19 protein-coding genes and 2 pseudogenes are annotated in these 14,892 nt (G+C 70.1%); 12 read left to right on the top strand and 9 right to left on the bottom strand.

Annotated features, from left to right (window positions below):
- Nucleotides 1-2 precede the first annotated feature (2 nt).
- The 4 genes from ENC19_RS26145 to ENC19_RS26130 form a co-directional block, all read right to left on the bottom strand.
- Entirely contained in the window at nucleotides 3-275 is a 273-nt protein-coding gene (locus ENC19_RS26145; RefSeq protein ID WP_164449697.1) for a GlsB/YeaQ/YmgE family stress response membrane protein, read from the bottom strand.
- 173 nt (nucleotides 276-448) lie between these two features.
- Nucleotides 449-670 carry a hypothetical protein gene (locus ENC19_RS26140; protein ID WP_120732857.1) on the bottom strand — a complete coding sequence of 74 codons (222 nt, stop codon included), beginning with the start codon at nucleotides 668-670 and terminating at the stop codon, nucleotides 449-451.
- A gap of 105 nt (nucleotides 671-775) precedes the next feature.
- Complete coding sequence (locus tag ENC19_RS26135) at nucleotides 776-1,855, bottom strand: sporulation protein (protein WP_164449696.1); 1,080 nt, start codon at nucleotides 1,853-1,855, stop codon at nucleotides 776-778.
- 258 nt (nucleotides 1,856-2,113) lie between these two features.
- Nucleotides 2,114-3,430, bottom strand: coding sequence for a hemolysin family protein (locus ENC19_RS26130; protein ID WP_164449695.1), 1,317 nt, complete (start codon nucleotides 3,428-3,430; stop codon nucleotides 2,114-2,116).
- A 278-nt stretch (nucleotides 3,431-3,708) separates the two neighbouring features.
- Between ENC19_RS26130 and ENC19_RS26125 the strand changes: the two genes are divergently transcribed.
- Complete coding sequence (locus ENC19_RS26125; RefSeq protein WP_164449694.1) at nucleotides 3,709-5,079, top strand: hemolysin family protein; 1,371 nt, start codon at nucleotides 3,709-3,711, stop codon at nucleotides 5,077-5,079.
- A complete protein-coding gene (locus ENC19_RS26120) occupies nucleotides 5,076-6,140 on the top strand; it encodes a hemolysin family protein (protein WP_164449693.1) in 1,065 nt (354 codons plus the stop codon). Before ENC19_RS26125 ends, ENC19_RS26120 begins: the two co-directional genes overlap by 4 nt.
- Before the next feature lie 628 nt (nucleotides 6,141-6,768).
- Here ENC19_RS26120 and ENC19_RS26115 read toward each other — a convergent pair.
- Nucleotides 6,769-7,491, bottom strand: a complete 723-nt coding sequence (locus tag ENC19_RS26115) for a class I SAM-dependent methyltransferase (RefSeq protein ID WP_164449692.1) — start codon at nucleotides 7,489-7,491, stop codon at nucleotides 6,769-6,771.
- Nucleotides 7,492-7,786: 295 nt separating this feature from the next.
- On the opposite strand from ENC19_RS26115, the gene rpmF reads away from it, so the two are divergent.
- From rpmF to ENC19_RS30670, 6 genes and pseudogenes are all read left to right on the top strand, one after another.
- Nucleotides 7,787-7,966, top strand: a complete 180-nt coding sequence (rpmF, locus tag ENC19_RS26110; protein ID WP_164449691.1) for a 50S ribosomal protein L32 — start codon at nucleotides 7,787-7,789, stop codon at nucleotides 7,964-7,966.
- Nucleotides 7,963-9,183, top strand: a pseudogene (locus ENC19_RS26105) (GTP-binding protein); the annotation flags it as partial. The gene rpmF and the pseudogene ENC19_RS26105, both read left to right, overlap by 4 nt.
- A gap of 13 nt (nucleotides 9,184-9,196) precedes the next feature.
- Nucleotides 9,197-9,910, top strand: a complete 714-nt coding sequence (locus ENC19_RS26100) for a class I SAM-dependent methyltransferase (RefSeq protein ID WP_235945119.1) — start codon at nucleotides 9,197-9,199, stop codon at nucleotides 9,908-9,910.
- A gap of 26 nt (nucleotides 9,911-9,936) precedes the next feature.
- Nucleotides 9,937-10,248 carry a hypothetical protein gene (locus ENC19_RS26095; protein WP_164449571.1) on the top strand — a complete coding sequence of 104 codons (312 nt, stop codon included), beginning with the start codon at nucleotides 9,937-9,939 and terminating at the stop codon, nucleotides 10,246-10,248.
- A gap of 115 nt (nucleotides 10,249-10,363) precedes the next feature.
- A complete protein-coding gene (locus ENC19_RS26090; protein WP_164449689.1) occupies nucleotides 10,364-11,227 on the top strand; it encodes a class I SAM-dependent methyltransferase in 864 nt (287 codons plus the stop codon).
- A pseudogene (locus ENC19_RS30670) lies at nucleotides 11,211-11,303 on the top strand (transcriptional repressor); the annotation flags it as partial. The gene ENC19_RS26090 and the pseudogene ENC19_RS30670, both read left to right, overlap by 17 nt.
- A gap of 37 nt (nucleotides 11,304-11,340) precedes the next feature.
- Here the strand turns inward: ENC19_RS30670 and ENC19_RS26085 are convergent.
- Genes ENC19_RS26085 through ENC19_RS26070 form a run of 4 tightly spaced genes read right to left on the bottom strand, consistent with a single transcriptional unit; the run spans nucleotide 11,341 to nucleotide 13,506 of the window.
- Nucleotides 11,341-11,763 carry a Fur family transcriptional regulator gene (locus ENC19_RS26085; protein WP_164449688.1) on the bottom strand — a complete coding sequence of 141 codons (423 nt, stop codon included), beginning with the start codon at nucleotides 11,761-11,763 and terminating at the stop codon, nucleotides 11,341-11,343.
- Complete coding sequence (locus ENC19_RS26080; RefSeq protein ID WP_235945118.1) at nucleotides 11,760-11,957, bottom strand: hypothetical protein; 198 nt, start codon at nucleotides 11,955-11,957, stop codon at nucleotides 11,760-11,762. The genes ENC19_RS26085 and ENC19_RS26080 overlap by 4 nt, the downstream gene beginning before the upstream one ends.
- Nucleotides 11,954-12,214: a type B 50S ribosomal protein L31 gene (locus ENC19_RS26075; protein ID WP_164449687.1), complete on the bottom strand. Its 261-nt coding sequence runs from the start codon at nucleotides 12,212-12,214 to the stop codon at nucleotides 11,954-11,956. Before ENC19_RS26075 ends, ENC19_RS26080 begins: the two co-directional genes overlap by 4 nt.
- Nucleotides 12,211-13,506, bottom strand: coding sequence for a CobW family GTP-binding protein (locus ENC19_RS26070; protein ID WP_164449686.1), 1,296 nt, complete (start codon nucleotides 13,504-13,506; stop codon nucleotides 12,211-12,213). The genes ENC19_RS26075 and ENC19_RS26070 overlap by 4 nt, the downstream gene beginning before the upstream one ends.
- 78 nt (nucleotides 13,507-13,584) lie before the next feature.
- Between ENC19_RS26070 and ENC19_RS26065 the strand changes: the two genes are divergently transcribed.
- The 4 genes from ENC19_RS26065 to rpsN are packed head-to-tail and all read left to right on the top strand — an operon-like array spanning nucleotide 13,585 to nucleotide 14,839.
- The gene (locus tag ENC19_RS26065; RefSeq protein WP_373688920.1) at nucleotides 13,585-14,073 is read left to right on the top strand and encodes a winged helix-turn-helix domain-containing protein; all 489 of its coding nucleotides are present in this window, start codon (nucleotides 13,585-13,587) and stop codon (nucleotides 14,071-14,073) included.
- 57 nt (nucleotides 14,074-14,130) lie between these two features.
- Complete coding sequence (gene rpmB, locus ENC19_RS26060; RefSeq protein WP_164449684.1) at nucleotides 14,131-14,367, top strand: 50S ribosomal protein L28; 237 nt, start codon at nucleotides 14,131-14,133, stop codon at nucleotides 14,365-14,367.
- A complete protein-coding gene (gene rpmG, locus ENC19_RS26055; protein ID WP_095565727.1) occupies nucleotides 14,367-14,534 on the top strand; it encodes a 50S ribosomal protein L33 in 168 nt (55 codons plus the stop codon). Before rpmB ends, rpmG begins: the two co-directional genes overlap by 1 nt.
- Nucleotides 14,534-14,839 carry a 30S ribosomal protein S14 gene (gene rpsN / locus ENC19_RS26050; RefSeq protein WP_164449683.1) on the top strand — a complete coding sequence of 102 codons (306 nt, stop codon included), beginning with the start codon at nucleotides 14,534-14,536 and terminating at the stop codon, nucleotides 14,837-14,839. Before rpmG ends, rpsN begins: the two co-directional genes overlap by 1 nt.
- Nucleotides 14,840-14,892: the final 53 nt, after the last annotated feature.

Genomic DNA, 14,892 nt, shown 5'->3' with positions numbered 1-14,892 from the left:
GGTCAGTGAACGCGGCGGCGGCCGTAGGCGCCGGCGGCGATGGCGACGCCGATCGCGGCGAAGACGACCTGGATGGCCAGTTCGATCCAGTCGATGCCGGCGGTGTCGTCGACGCCGAGGGCGCCGGCGACGAGGGTGCCGAGGATCGCGGCGACCACGCCGATGAGCAGGGTCAGCCAGATCGGGATGTTCTGCTTGCCCGGCACCACCAGGCGGCCGAGCGCGCCGATGACCAGACCGATGATGATCGCGGTGAAGAAGCCGGTAACTTCCACGAGAGCCGTCCCTCCAACAGGGGGTTTGTCGTCGGCTCCGATCATTGCCCTGCCCCGCAACCGCCGAAACCAGCCCCGCGAGCCATCACGGACGGCAGCAGGGACGGAAGGCAGAACAAGCCGATGCCCGGCGGCCTGGAGGGTATCCGGGCCACCGGGCATCGGGGCGGGTGCTACTTGCCGCCGGTGAGGGCGACCAGGGCGTTGGCGGTGCGGAAGTACGGGTTGCGGCCGAGGTCGCCGACGGTGGTGATGTTGAAGGCGTCCTTGAGTAGCTTGGCGTCGCCGTCGCTGACCCCGGCGAGGGCGGACACCGGGGCGTCGACGATCTCGGTGAGGGTCTTGTCCTGGTAGGCCTTGTCGACCAGCTTGGTGAGGTCGGCGGTGACGGGCATGCACACTCCTTCGAAATCCGACCAGACAATCCGGTCGGCTGCGGACAAACCTGTCGAATTAGATCATGGAGTGGGTGGTCGGCTCCACTGTGGATCGCAGGCGGTTCACTCCTCCTCGTCGCTGCCCTCGTCCTCGCCGAAGGAGTCGAAGACCTCGTCGGCGACCATGCCGCCGGCGAAGCCGAGCGCGGCGCCACCGACCACACCGGCGGCGACGGCACCCATGCCGGGGCCACCGTGCCGCTCGTGGTGGTGCTCGTCCTTGTAGTGCCCGCCGGGATGGCCGTACCCGGCGTGCCCGTAGCCGGGGGCGCCGTAGGCGGGCTCCCCGTAGCCGGGCGGCGGCGGATAGCCGGGGTTTCCGTGGCCTTGGGCGGGCGGGGCGTAACCGTGGCCGGCGAGCGTGCTCTGGTAGCTGTCGAGGGCCTGGCGGACCCAGCCGTCGACCTGCGCGGCCCAGTCGACGCGGTCGGCGTCGGCGTGTGCGGCGTGGTAGCGGCCGTAGGAGTCGTGGCCGCTGGTAAACAGGCCGCCGCGCTTGTCGAACTCGAGGACGACGTCGACGCGGTGCTCGTTGGCGACGAAGGTCAGCTCGACCTCGTTGACGGCGTGGGCGTACTGCGGGGCGGCGTAGTACTCGATCTCCTGGTAGAACGGCAGGCTCTGGTGCAACCCGGAGATGTGCCCGCGTTCCAGGTCGGCGCCCTTGAACTGGAAGCCGAGCCGGCCGAAGGCATCCAGGATGCGTTCCTGCACCGGCAGCGGGTGCACGTACACCGGGTCGAGGTCGCCCTTGTCGACCGCGCCGCGGATGGCCACCTCGGTGCGCAGGCCCATGGTCATGCCGTGCAGGTGCTGCCCGTACAGGTCGGTCACCGGGGTCTCCCACGGCACCGCCACCTGCAACGGCAGCGACAACTGCTGGCCCTCGCGCAGGTGCAGGCCGCCGGCGACCTGCACGCGGTGGAACTCGACGAGGGCGTCGTACCCCTCCTCCGCGCCGTCGACCTCGACCCGGGTGACCAGGCCGACGGTGATGTGGTCGATCTCCACGTCGTGGCTGCCGCCGGTCAGGTTCACCTGACCGGCCAGCATCAACCCCGGGCGGGTGCTCGGATTGGACAGGACGGTATCGACGCTGGGGCCGCCCACCCCGAACGCGCCCAGCATCTTCTTGAACACCACGAACCTCTCCCTCGACGACCACCGGACGCGCGACACCCGGATCCCGTGGAAATTCCACGAGGATCCTTGTGTCACAACGAGATCAACGCCGTCCATAATGGATGCCGTCGCGCCGGGAAACTACCAACGCCACCTGAGAAGTAGCTGAGTGCATCCGGAGCATTACTCTCGGGTAGTGTCGTGTGCGTGTCGGTGCGGCCCTTGTGGAGTGCGGCCCTCACCCCACAGCACGCGATCGCTAGTTGTCGGCCAGGCTTGTCAAGAGGTTGTCTCGTCCTCGCCGGCTTCGTGCCCGTCGGCACGCACCGGGATGGTGCGCAGGCGCACCCGGGTGATGGCCCGCCCGGTCACCTCCGCCACCTGAGCGGACAGACCCGGCAGCTCGATCACCTCACCGGAAGCCTTCGGAATGTGGCCGAGGTGGGCCAGGAGCAGACCCGCCACGGTCGTGTAGTCCCCGGCTTCGAGGATGTCCTCGTCAAGGTCGATGCCGACGTCGGTCAGGTCGTGCAGCGGGAAGCCACCCGGCATCAGCAGCGCCCCGTCGGCCTCCCGGACGACGGCCTGCACGTCCCGGTCGGTCTCGTCGTAGATCTCCCCGACGATCTCCTCGACCAGGTCCTCCATCGTGACGATCCCGTCGATGGAGCCCCGCTCGTCCACCACCAGGGCGAACTGCTGCCTCTGGGCGCGCAGCTCCCGGATCGCCTCGGTCACCTTCAACGTCTCCGGCAGGTACACCGGCGGGCTGGCGTGCTCGGCGACCGGGCCTTCCTGGTCGAGCAGGTCCCGCAGGTGCACCACACCGACGGTGTCGTCCAGGCCGCCGCGACCCACGACGGGGGCACGGGTCTGCCCCGACCTGCCCAACTCACGCAACGCCTGCGGCGCGGTCAACGCCTCGGACAGGGTGACCACCTCGCGGCGCGGAACGAGGATCTCCCGCAGGATCCGCTCGGCCACCTCGAACGCCCCCGAAATGATCATCCGGTGTTCCGGGGTGAGGTTGCGCTGCGCGGCGACCATGTCCCGCAACTCCTCGGTGGTGACCTCCTCCCGGCGGGCGCGGGGGTCACCGCCGGCCAGGCGCACCACCGCGTCGCTGGCCCTGCTCAGCAGCCACACCGCCGGACGGGAGAACGCCGACAACGCGTCCAGAGGCCGAGCGACCAGCAGCGCCCAACCCTCGGCGCGCTGCATCGCGATCCGCTTCGGCGCCAGCTCACCCAGCATCAGGGTGACGAAGGTCAGGATGATGGTGACGACGACGATGGACACCGGCTCCGCCGCGCCACCGAGGAAGCCCAAGGGGCCCACGAGCGGCTCGGCCAGGGACACCGCCGCCGCGGCCGACGCCAGGAAACCGGCCAGGGTGATACCGATCTGGATCGTGGCCAGGAACCGGTTCGGGTCCCGCGCCAGCTTCGCCAGCACCCGCCCGGCCCGGGAGGTGCGCTCCAGTCGCTGCAGCTGGCTCTCCCGTAGCGACACCAACGCCATCTCGCTGCCCGCGAACACCGCGTTCACCAACACCAACACGAACACCAGCGTGACCTGCACGCCATAGCCGCCCACGGCCTGTTCGACGCCTCCTCGCCCGGACCCTCCGGAGCATCAACCGTAGCGGTGGCCGGCACACGGAAGCTGATACACCCACAATCCGGCACAACGGGCCGCTGGTGCCTGCTCGCCTTCGGGTGGAGCGGGACCACTCACCGCGTGGTGTTCCCCGGTGCGGCGTGGCGGTGGGCGCACAGCAACGGTTCAGGATGCCTGCCTAACCTGGTCGGCATGTCCCGCGACGGTGAGCCTCCCAGTACCGACCAGCCCGAGGTCCGAGAGGCGGCGTGCCGGTGACCGAGTGGCTGTTGCTGGCCGTCGCGGTCCTGCTGATCGCGGCGAACGCGCTGTTCGTGGCTGCGGAGTTCGCCTTCGTCACGGTCGACCGGGCGACGGTCGAGCGTCGGGCGCAGGACGGCGACCGCCGCGCCGCCGGACTGCTGGCGGGGTTGCGGACCCTGTCCACCCAGTCGTCCGGTGCGCAGTTGGGCATCACGGTGACCAGTCTGGTCGTCGGGTTCCTGGCCGAGCCGTCCCTGGCTACGCTGCTGCGTGGCCCGCTCGGGCTCACGGGTCTGTCCGACTCCGCGGTGACCGCGGTCTCGTTGACGCTGGCGTTGGCCCTGGCGACGGGTTTCCAGATGGTCTTCGGTGAACTCGTACCGAAGAACTGGGCGATCTCCGAACCGCTGCGCGTCGGCCGCGCCGTCGCCGGGGCGCAGCGGGGCTTCACCACCGCCGCCGGCCCGCTGATCCGTTTCCTCAACGGCATCGCCAACCGGATCCTGCGCCTGATGGGCATCGAACCGACCGAGGAACTGGCCTCGGCGCGGACCCCGCAGGAGCTGGCCTCGCTGGTCAGCCGGTCCGGCCGGGAGGGCACCCTCGACGCGCGGACCGCGGAACTCGTCGCGCGTTCGATCGACTTCGGTGAGCGTACGGCGGCCGATGTGATGACCCCGCGTACCCGGGTGCGGTTCGTCTCCGCCGACGCGCCCGCGGCGGAGGTCCTGGCCCTCGCCGCCGGCACCGGGCACGCCCGGTTCCCGGTCACCGGCACCGGCGTGGACGACGTCGTCGGCGCGGTGCACTTCAAGCACGCCCTGGCCGTGCCCGCCGCGCAACGGCCCACGCAGTCGGTACGGACGATCACGTCCGGTCTGCCGGAGGTGCCGGAGACCATGCCACTGGACCCGCTGCTGGCCGTCCTGCGCGAGCAGGGACTGCAGATGGCGGTCGTCGTCGACGAGTACGGCGGCACCGCCGGCATCGTCACGCTCGAGGACCTGGTCGAGGAGATCGTCGGTGAGATCGCCGACGAGCAGGACGCCCCGCACCGCCGCCACCACCGCGCCGCCGACGGGACGTGGATCCTGTCCGGCCTGCTTCGCCCCGACGAAGCGTCCCGGCTGATCGGTCTCGACCTGCCGGAGGCGCGGGACACCGACACCCTCGGCGGGCTCGTGACCGAGCACCTCGGCCGCTTCCCGCAGGTCGGCGACACCATCACCCTGCCGGTCGCCGACCGGAACCAGTCCGACCCGGACGGTCTGCCGACCCCGACCCACGCCGAACTCGCCGTCACCCGGCTCGACGGCCGCCGCGTCGACCGGCTCACCCTGTGCCGCACCGACACCCACCTGAGCGAGGCAGCCCGGTCATGAGCGACCTCACCGCGATCCTGTTGGCCGTGGCGCTGCTGGCCGGCAACGCCTTCTTCGTCGGGGCGGAGTTCGCCCTGATCTCCGCCCGCCGTACCCAGATCGAACCACGTGTAGCGGCCGGCTCGACCATCGCCCGGATCACCCTGCGCGCGATGGAGAACGTCTCCCTGATGATGGCCGGCGCGCAACTCGGCATCACCGTCTGCTCCCTGGGCCTCGGCGCGATCGGCGAGCCCGCCGTGGCGCACCTGCTGGAGAAGCCCTTCGCCGCCGCCGGCGTCCCTGAGGCGCTGCTGCATCCCATCGCGTTCACCATCGCCCTGGCGATCGTGGTGTTCCTGCACATGGTGCTCGGCGAGATGGTGCCCAAGAACATCGCCCTCGCCGGCCCCGAACGCTCCGCCCTGGTCCTCGGGCCGGTGCTCTACGGCATCGTCACCGTCCTGCGTCCGCTGATCTGGCTGCTCAACCAGATCGCCAACGCCGTCCTGCGCCTGCTGCGCGTCACGCCGAAGGACGAGGTGACCTCCGCCTTCACCAACGAGGAGATCGCCGGCTTCATCGCTCAGTCCCGGAAGGAAGGGTTGATCGACCAGCAGGAACACGACCTGCTCACTGGCGCGCTGGCCTTCAACGACCAGACCGCCGCCACCGTCGCGCTCCCGCTGGCCTCGCTCATCACCCTGCCCCGGGACACCACCGTGGCCGAGCTGGAACGGCAGTGCGCGGCAACCGGATACTCCCGTTTCCCGCTCACCGACCCGCAGGGCGGACTCGCCGGCTACGTCCACGTCAAGGACATCCTCGAACTGCCGGCCGAGCAACACGACGAGCCGCTCGACCCGGGGCTGATCCGACCGCTCGCGACCCTCGACGCCACCGGGTCGCTGCGCGACGCGCTCACCGCCATGCAACAGCGGGGCGCCCACCTGGCCACCGTTTTCGACGCGACCGGCCAGCTCCTCGGCCTGGCCGCGCTCGAGGACATCGTGGAGAAGCTCGTCGGCGAGGTCCGCGACGCCACCCAACACACCGCGGAACGCGCCATGGTTCCCTCCTGACCCCACCCATGAGCGACTCGTTGCTGCCCCCGGGGACAGGGTTGACTGAGCCATTAAGGCGAAGGCGGTCCTTGTCGCGGTAGGCATCGTCGACCGGGCTGATGAAGATCCCGACCAGGCGCGGTTACCAACCGCGATGGTGCTCCGTTGGTGCTCGGATGTCCGGCGCTCAACCAGCACGATCGGATCAGGACCAGCAAAACGCGTCACGCACGCTCGATCACTTCGCGTGCGGATCCAGCGCCCCATTCGCTCTATCGCCCTGACCAGCAGATACTCAGCCGCTCGTTCCGACACGCATCAGCACTCAGCGACACGCGCGAAGCTGTAGTTACGCAGCGTAGAGAGCATCTGACGGGTTCGGACTACGGATCAGAAGGTTAGGGGTTCGAGTCCCTTCGGGCGCGCAAGATCATAAGGGGTCCGAGCTGCGGGAACGCGGCTCGGACCTTTTTGTTGTCCACCTGCTCTGGACGGTGGGTGTCACCCGGTGTCATCACGTTCCGTGACCGTGCGTCCTGTGATGACTGCTTGACCTGCGGCCTTTTCGCTTCGCGGATGCCTTGGAGTTCGGAGTATGTGCCGCTGGTCGGGGCTGGGGTGTGCCCGGACCCGGGAACCGGATTCCTCAGGATCGGCGTACGGCTCGGACGACGTCCAGCGACCCGAACTCGCCGGACAGGCCAGCCTCGGCCAGGTCGGCGAGCAGGGCCTCGGCCGAAATGACGTGCCAACCGTAGTCGGCGTGGTCCTCCCTGAGGACTGTGTCGTCGGCGTCGAGCATGCGGTATTGCATCTTCCAGGTGACGGTGTCGGGGCCGGACGGTTCGGCGGACCCGCCACCCTCGTAGGTGTGGCGGCCGACCGAGACGGTGCCGAAGACCGCGAACGGCACCGGTGTCGGCTCCGCCGGTGGTTGCAGGTTGAGCACCAGTGGCGCGCCAGGGGCTAGGCGCTCGGCCACCCGGCGCAGGAATGTCCGCCGCCCGTCAGGATCGAGATGGCCGATCATGTTCATCGCCAGGACGGCGCCAAGACGAGCCGGCAGATCGGCACCGAGGGCGTCGGCGGCGACGACGGTGACCCGCCGCCGCAGGTCGGGCCGGGCGGCCATCCGGGACAACAGCACCGCCCGCAGCACCGGTGACGGTTCCACCGCGAACACGTCTGCGTCCGGCACGGCCGTGGCGAGCACCTCGGTGCCGAGGCCGGTGCCCGCGCCCACGTCCAGCAGGGTCCCGTCACCGACCGCGCCGCGCAGCGCCTCCGTTACCGGTGTGCGCAGGGCGTGCCAGGCCGGCTCGCTGAGCACGTGCAGGTATTCACCGGAGATCGCGTACTCGTCGCCCATCCCACCACCATAGTGGAAACTATTTTCGTTATGCCTTACGCGGGCCAGCCCGCCCTCGGCGGCGCACATCGGTCGACGACCAGCTTCGGAACGGGGCTCAGGGCTCGTCGTGGTGGCCGGCGTGTGTCGCGCGCCGGTGGCCGTGGTGGATGTAGTCGAGGTGTGCGCCGTGCAGCACGGCGCACACGGATGAGTGCGCATCTGTGCAGTGAACGCGAACGCCGGTGGACCGAGGAAGAAAACGAAAACCAGTTCCGATAGTGTGGTCTCCGTCCTTTCGACGGAGGGAGATCTCGTGGCCGTACCGAAGCGGAAGATGTCGCGGTCGAACACGCGGCACCGGCGGGCGCAGTGGAAGGCGGCCGTGCCGCAGCTGACGCCGTGTCCGTGTCCGCGTAAGGAGATGGTGGTGCCGCACCGGGCGTGTGCGCACTGCGGCCTGTACAAGGGGCGTCAGGTGGTGGATCAGCCGTGACGGGCCGGCTGCCGGTGACGGTGCTGTCGGGGTTCCTCGGCGCCGGGAAGACCAGCCTGCTCAACCACGTCCTCGCGAACCGGGACGGGCTGCGGGTGGCGGTGATCGTCAACGACATGAGCGAGGTCAACGTCGACGCGGCGCTGGTTCGCGACGGCGGTGCGCTGTCGCGGACGGAGGAGCGGCTGGTCGAGCTGACCAACGGCTGCGTCTGCTGCACGCTGCGCGACGACCTGCTCGACGAGGTGGCCCGGCTGGCCCGGCAGGACCGCTTCGACTACCTGCTCATCGAGTCCAGCGGCATCTCCGAGCCCATGCCGGTCGCGGCGACGTTCGCCTTCGGCCTCGAGGACGGCCAGATCCTCGACGACCTGGCCCGCCTGGACACCACCGTCACCGTGGTCGACGCGGCCGGCCTGCTGGCCATGATCGAGGCCGGGGAGACCCTCGAGGCGCGAGGACTGGCGGCGTACGAGGACGACGACCGGGGCATCGCCGACCTGCTGGTGGACCAGATCGAGTTCGCCGACGTGCTGGTGGTCAACAAGACCGACCTGATCGGCGCGGACGACCTTGCGACGGTGGAGGCGCTGCTGGCCCGGCTGAACCCGGCCGCCCGTCAGGTCCGTGCCCTCCACGGTCGGGTTGCGCCGGCGGAGATCCTGCACACCGGTCGGTTCGATCTGGAACGGGCGGAGACCGCGCCCGGCTGGGTGGCCGAGCTCAACGGCGGGCACGTGCCGGAGACCGAGGAGTACGGCATCTCCAGCGTCGTGTTCCGCGACCACCGGCCGTTGCATCCGCAGCGGCTGTGGGATCTGCTCACCGCCGGCCTGGACGCGTTCGGGGTCGTACGCTCGAAGGGTTTCCTGTGGCTGGCCAGCCGCCCTGACGTGCAGGCCCTGTGGTCTCAGGCCGGCCCGTCCGGGCGCTGCGACCCGGTCGGCGTCCCGGTGGTGGTGTCCGGGGAATGGCCGGAGGATCCCGACGAGCGAGCCGAGCTGGAGTCCCGGTGGCATCCGGTCTTCGGTGACCGACAGCAGGAGATCGTCCTCATCGGCGTGCACCTCGACGGCGACAGCCTGCGTGCGGCCCTGACGGATTGTCTGCTCACCGACGGCGAGATCGCCGCCGGGGAGGACGCCTGGCGGGCGCTGCCGGACCCGTTCCCCGCGTGGGACCTGGGTGACCTGCACGATCACGACCACGCCGACCCGTCGCGGTATGACGATGGCGAACACCCCGGCACCGGAGGACGTGGCCCGGTGGCGGCGCGATTGGGAGACCATGATGCGCCACTACCAGCCCGGCCGCGACGACCTCCTCGCCGCCGGTCTCACCGCCGCCGAACAGGCGCACGGGCGCGCCCCCGAAAGGGTGCTCGATGTCGGCGGCGGGCCGGGCACCACCGCCGAGGCGGTCCTGCGACGCTGGCCCGACGCACACGTCACCGTGCTCGACATCGATCCGGCCCTGCTGGCCCTGACCAACGCCGCCCTGCCGCGGGTGCGTACCGTCCTGGCCGACATCGGCTCACCCGGCTGGCTCCCGGCGGCGGGCGGTCCGTACGACCTGGTGCTGGCCCTGATGACCCTGCACTATCTGCCCGAGGACCGGGTTCGCGACTGGTACGTCGAGGCCGGACACCTGCTCGCCCCGCAGGGACTGCTCCTGGTCAGCGACGCCATGCACGACGCGCCCGTTTCCTCAAAGTCACAAAGCGGTGGTATGGATCCGTGGACGCTGTGGTGGGCCGCCCTGTCCGCGCAGCCGTCGATGGCACCGCTGCTGACCGAGCGAGCGGTGACGCTCAGCGGCTTGAAATCGGCGGAATTCGTCGCGTCGACCGACTGGCACGGCGAGGCGGCCCGGCGTGCCAAATTTGGCGAGACGGCGGTGCTCCACCTGCATGCCGGCCATGCCCTGATGGCGTTCCGCCGATGAGCCCGCCGTCACCACCTGGTGCCCGCGTGGGCGTCGCCTACTGCGACGGCCACCGCTGCCGGGCGCTACGCCACCGCACCGTCCCGAAAGCACCCGACAAGCCAGCGGACCTCGTCGAGATTCTCGGGCAGGCGGTCCGCGCCAGCCATGGCGGTGTCCTGGTCCGGACGCAGTGCCTCGGCGTCTGTCACCGCGCTCCGGTCCTGCTCCTGCTAGCCGGTTCCGACCCGATCAGCCGGCGCGGAATGCTGATCGGTCCCGTCGAGGAACGCCAGCACGTCGACGCGGTGGTCGACCTCATCCGGAAGGCGGACGTCCGGAGACCCGACCAAGCGTGATCATTGTGATCGATGGCCGGTGGAGTCTGGGCCAGGGATGCTGCCCGTCGCACTGGCGACGGCGCATGCCGACAGGCGGGAAGCCGAGTGTGAAACGAGGACAGCAGCAGTGACGATGAGCAGCGGCGGGCGGTCGAACGGGACCGTCGAGGTGTTCGAACAGGCCGCGACGAGTTACGACCGGACCGGGGTGTCCTTCTTCGGGCCCTTCGGCGCCGAACTGGTTCGTCGTGCCGGCATCCGGCCGGGAGAGCGGGTCCTGGATGTCGGCTGCGGCCGGGGAGCGGTCCTGTTCCCGGCGGCGCAGGCGACTGGGCCGACCGGTCAGGTCACCGGCATCGACCTGGCGCCGGCCATGGTGGCACTCACCGCCGAGGAGGTCACCCGCGCCGGGCTGACCCACGTCGACGTGCGGGTGGGCGATGCCCAGCAGCCGGACTTTCCGGAAGGCAGCTTCGACGCGGTCCTGGCCGGGCTGGTCGTCTTCCTGCTGCCCGACCCGGGGCACGCCCTTCGGGCGTACGCGCGGCTGCTTCAACCGGCGGGCCGACTGGCGGTCAGCACCTTCGCCGCCCAGGACCCGGCGTTCGTCGCCGCACTGGACGCCCTCGCCGGGCATCTGCCGGCCGACCGGCCTCGACCGGCGCCGGCGGCCGACCCGTTCGCCGACGACGTGGCGATCACCGCGACGATGGCAGCGGCCGGCCTCACCGTCACCGCGATCAGCGAGCACCGGGTGGACAGCCGCTTTCGCGACGTGGACCACTGGATGGAGTGGATGTGGTCGCACGGCGGACGGGCTCTGCTACGGCACATTCCCGCCGACCGACTGGACGCCGCGACCACCGACGCCGCTCGCGCGCTCGAACCCGCCCGCCGACCCGGCGGCGGCCTGACCTTGACCACCGCCGTCCGGGTCACCGTCGCGACGCCGCACCCCGCCGCCGAGCCGCAGGAGACGTCCGAACGTCACCCGTGACACCCGCCAGCGTGGCGAGGTGCTGGTACGGCTGCGGGAGGTCGAGGGCTTCCATTCGGCGCAACACCTGTACCAGCGATACGCCCTACCTCGACCCGACCCGGGTCGCCGCCTCACGGGCCGGTGCAGGTCGCGCAGACGCCCCGGAGGTCAAGCCGGTCGGGATGCGGGGTGAAACCAGTGTGCTGGTGCAGCTCGCTGAGCCAGTTCGTCACGATCTCGGGTGGGCACTCGGTCACCGTCTCGCAGCGGGTGCAGATGAGGTGCTGGTGTGGTGTGGTGCCGCAGTGACGGTAGGCGCGTTGGCCGTCGATATCGAAGGTGTGCAGCAGGCCGGCGTCGGTGAGGCTGTGCAGTGCCCGGTAGACGGTGGTCAGGCCGATGTGCCGGCCAGAGCGGTTGAGCTCCACATGCACCTGCTGTGCGGTGAGCGGGCGGGCACGTCCGACCAGCAGTGCCAGGACGGCGCGGCGCTGCGCAGTGGACGACAGGCCCGCGCCTCGCAACTGCGCGTCCGGAACCAGCGGCGCGGTCATGGCGGGTCAGGGGCGTACGCCGACGTTGACGGCGGTGAGCAGGCCGGTGGGCCGCAAGCGATGTCGACCGCGAGCCGGTCACCGGGGGCGACCAGCTCGCAGGCGATCGTCAGGTACCAGGCCCGGTCCCGCCGCGCGACGTCAGCCAGTTGTGGCGCCAGCTTGGCCCAGTCGACCTGGCTGTCGGTGTTCATCTGCCCTGTGGTCCGCGGCGGGCGTACTTGTTGCGGAACTTCTCGACCCGGCCGGCGGTGTCGAGCAGGCGTTGCTTGCCGGTCCAGAAGGGGTGGCTGGCCGAGGAGATCTGGACGTCGATGACGGGGTAGGTGTTGCCGTCGGTCCATTCGATTGTCTGGTCGCTGGTGGTGGTGGAGCGGGTGAGGAAGGCGAAGTCGGCGTCCTTGTCGCGGTAGACGACGGGCCGGTACTCGGGGTGGATTCCGGGCTTCATGCGGGTCGTGCTCCTTCGGTGTCGGTGTCGGTCAGTTCCTCCGCCACGAGGGGGAAGCAGCCGGTGAACGGGTCGGGGTAGGTGCGCCAGATCTCCTCGCCGTCGGCGAGTTCGGCATCGGTGAGCAGGCAGCCGGCGAGGATGCGGTGCAGGTCGACGGGGTCGGCGTCGAGGCCGATGAAGACCAGGTGCTGGTGGCGGTCGCCGTAGTAGGGGTCCCAGTCGAGGGCGGCGGCGAGGCGACGCTGGTCCTCGACGTGCTCCCAACGGTCTTCGGGCAGGCTGACCAGCCAGTGTCCGAGGGAGCCCATGGCCAGGCCACCGCCGGCGAACTCCCAGGCGATGACGGTGTCGGGTTGGCTGGCCAGCCAGAGGTGACCCCGGGAGCGGATCATCTCGGCGTTGACGTCTTCCAGAACGTCGTGCAGGCGTTGCGGGTGGAACGGGCGCCGGGCGCGGAAGACGGCGGAGACGACTCCGCAGTCGGGCTCGGGCTCGTGCGTGCCGAGGGTGTAGCCCTGTAGACCGCGGGCGAGGACCCCGGGGGTCTCCGGTCGGTGTCGGTGGGTGTGGCGTAGTTGGCGGGTCAGCGCGCCAGCGTCGACGAGGTCGTCGTCGACGCGGAGGTGGGTCGCCCAGGGCGCCATCCGCTGTAGTAGGACCGCCAGTCGGCTGGTGTCGAACTCCCCGTCGCGGGATCGACCCCAGAGGACCAGGGTGTCGGCGTACTCGATCTGCCGGACGATGACGTCGGCGAGCGCGCGGTGGTCGTCGTCGGCGGCCTGGATGCCGAGCGTGGTGAGGTCGTCGGTGCTGGCCAGGCCGTCGAGCAGGTGCTCGGCGTCGAGGACGGTGACGTAGGAGTCGACCCGGAGCAGATCAGTGATCGGCGCCCCGTCGACGAGGCAGTGCGCGCAGGCGGCGGCGACGGCCTCGGGTTCGACCACCTCGGGCAGCATCAGCACCAGGTCCTGGTTGGGGTGGCTGCGGGCGAGCCGGACGAGGGTTGGTAGCACGTCCTCGCGCAGCGTGCAGGAGACACAGCCGTGTCGCAGTGCGACCTGCTCGTCTTCGACGATGCCGGTGCCGCTGCGGACCACTCGCCGGACGACGCCGTCGCGGATGCCGGTGAGGTCGTGCCGCACCAGCAGCAGCGAGGTGTCGGCGGCGAGCAGTGCACGGGCGACGGCGAAGGTCGCCGCCGGCCAGAACCCCGACAACACGGTCAGTGACGGGCGGGTGTCGGCGTCCGCTGTCCTGGCACGGGTCGGGGCCTGTGGTGACGACGACATGGGATTCCTCTCGACTTAACTGAAAACGATTGTCATTCTAAGCATATGCGAGCCGTCGAAGCGAACAGGGATGTGCCGGTGGGTGCGGCAGAGGCGGAGCGGGGCGATGACGTCCTCACCGTCACGATCCGCCTGAAGCTCGGACCGGGCGGCTGTGAAGAGGACATCGATCGACTCGCTGCTCTGCTGGCCTTCCTGGGCGGCGACCCGAGGCCGGTGCCACCCTCGGCGCGCGGGCCAGGTCTTCACCTGCGCATCGATCCTCGAGCGCGAGCGGTCTACCGCGACCGCACCGAGATCGTGTTGACCCGTCGGGAGTACGACCTGCTGCTCTGCCTGGCCCAAAATCCACGCCAGGTGTTCACCCGGCGGCAACTGCTCGACCAGGTGTGGGGGCAGCCCTATACGAGTCCCCGCAGCGTGGACGTCCACATCCGGCGGCTGCGCGCCAAGATCGGCACCGACGTGCCGGTGGTGACGACGCTGCGCGGTGTCGGCTACCGCCTGGGCGCCGACTGTGCCGTCGAAATCGTCGAGGACCCGGTGTGGGTGTGGCCGAACGGCTGATGTAAGACTGAAAACCGTTTTCGTTATCATCACCGTGTTGTGTGAGGAGTCATCACTGTGTCCAGACGTTGCGACGTCACCGGCGCGAAGCCGAGTTTCGGCAACGCCGTGTCCCACTCCCATCGGCGCACCCGCCGTCGCTGGAATCCGAACCTGCAGAACCACCGTTACTGGCTGCCGTCGGAGCGGCGGTGGGTCAGCCTCACCCTGACGGCGAAGGCGTTGAAGACCGTGGATCGCAAGGGCATCGAGAAGGTCGTCGCCGAGCTGCGTAGCCGGGGAGTGAAGCTCTGATGGCCCGCCAGACCGACGTTCGTCCGATCGTGCGGCTGCGCAGCACCGCCGGCACCGGCTACACGTACGTGACCCGCAAGAACCGCCGCAACGACCCGGACCGTCTGGTCCTGCGTAAGTACGACCCGATCGTGCGCCGGCACGTCGAGTTCCGCGAGGCACGCTGATGGCCAAGAAGAGCCTGGTCAACCGGCAGGCCCGCCGTGAGGAACTGGTCGCCCGGCACACCGAGGCCCGGGCCGGACTGAAGCGGCTGATCGCCCACCCGGACACCGACCCGGACGTACGCGCCGACGCGGTCCGCCGACTCAGCCGGCTGCCGCGCGACTCCAGCCCGGTGCGACTACGCGTACGCGACCAGATCGATGGTCGCCCACGTGGGGTGTTGACCCGGTTCGGACTGTCCCGGGTTCGGTTCCGGGAGTTGGCCCTGCGCGGCGAGCTGCCCGGGGTCCGTAAGGCGTCCTGGTGACGGTTGCCGGCACCGGTGGGGCGCGGGCCACCCGTTCCGTGTCGCCCGCCGCC

Source organism: Verrucosispora sioxanthis, from assembly GCF_010560025.1.
Classification (GTDB): Bacteria; Actinomycetota; Actinomycetes; order Mycobacteriales; family Micromonosporaceae; genus Micromonospora; species Micromonospora palythoicola.
This window is presented reverse-complemented; position numbering and strand designations above follow the sequence as displayed.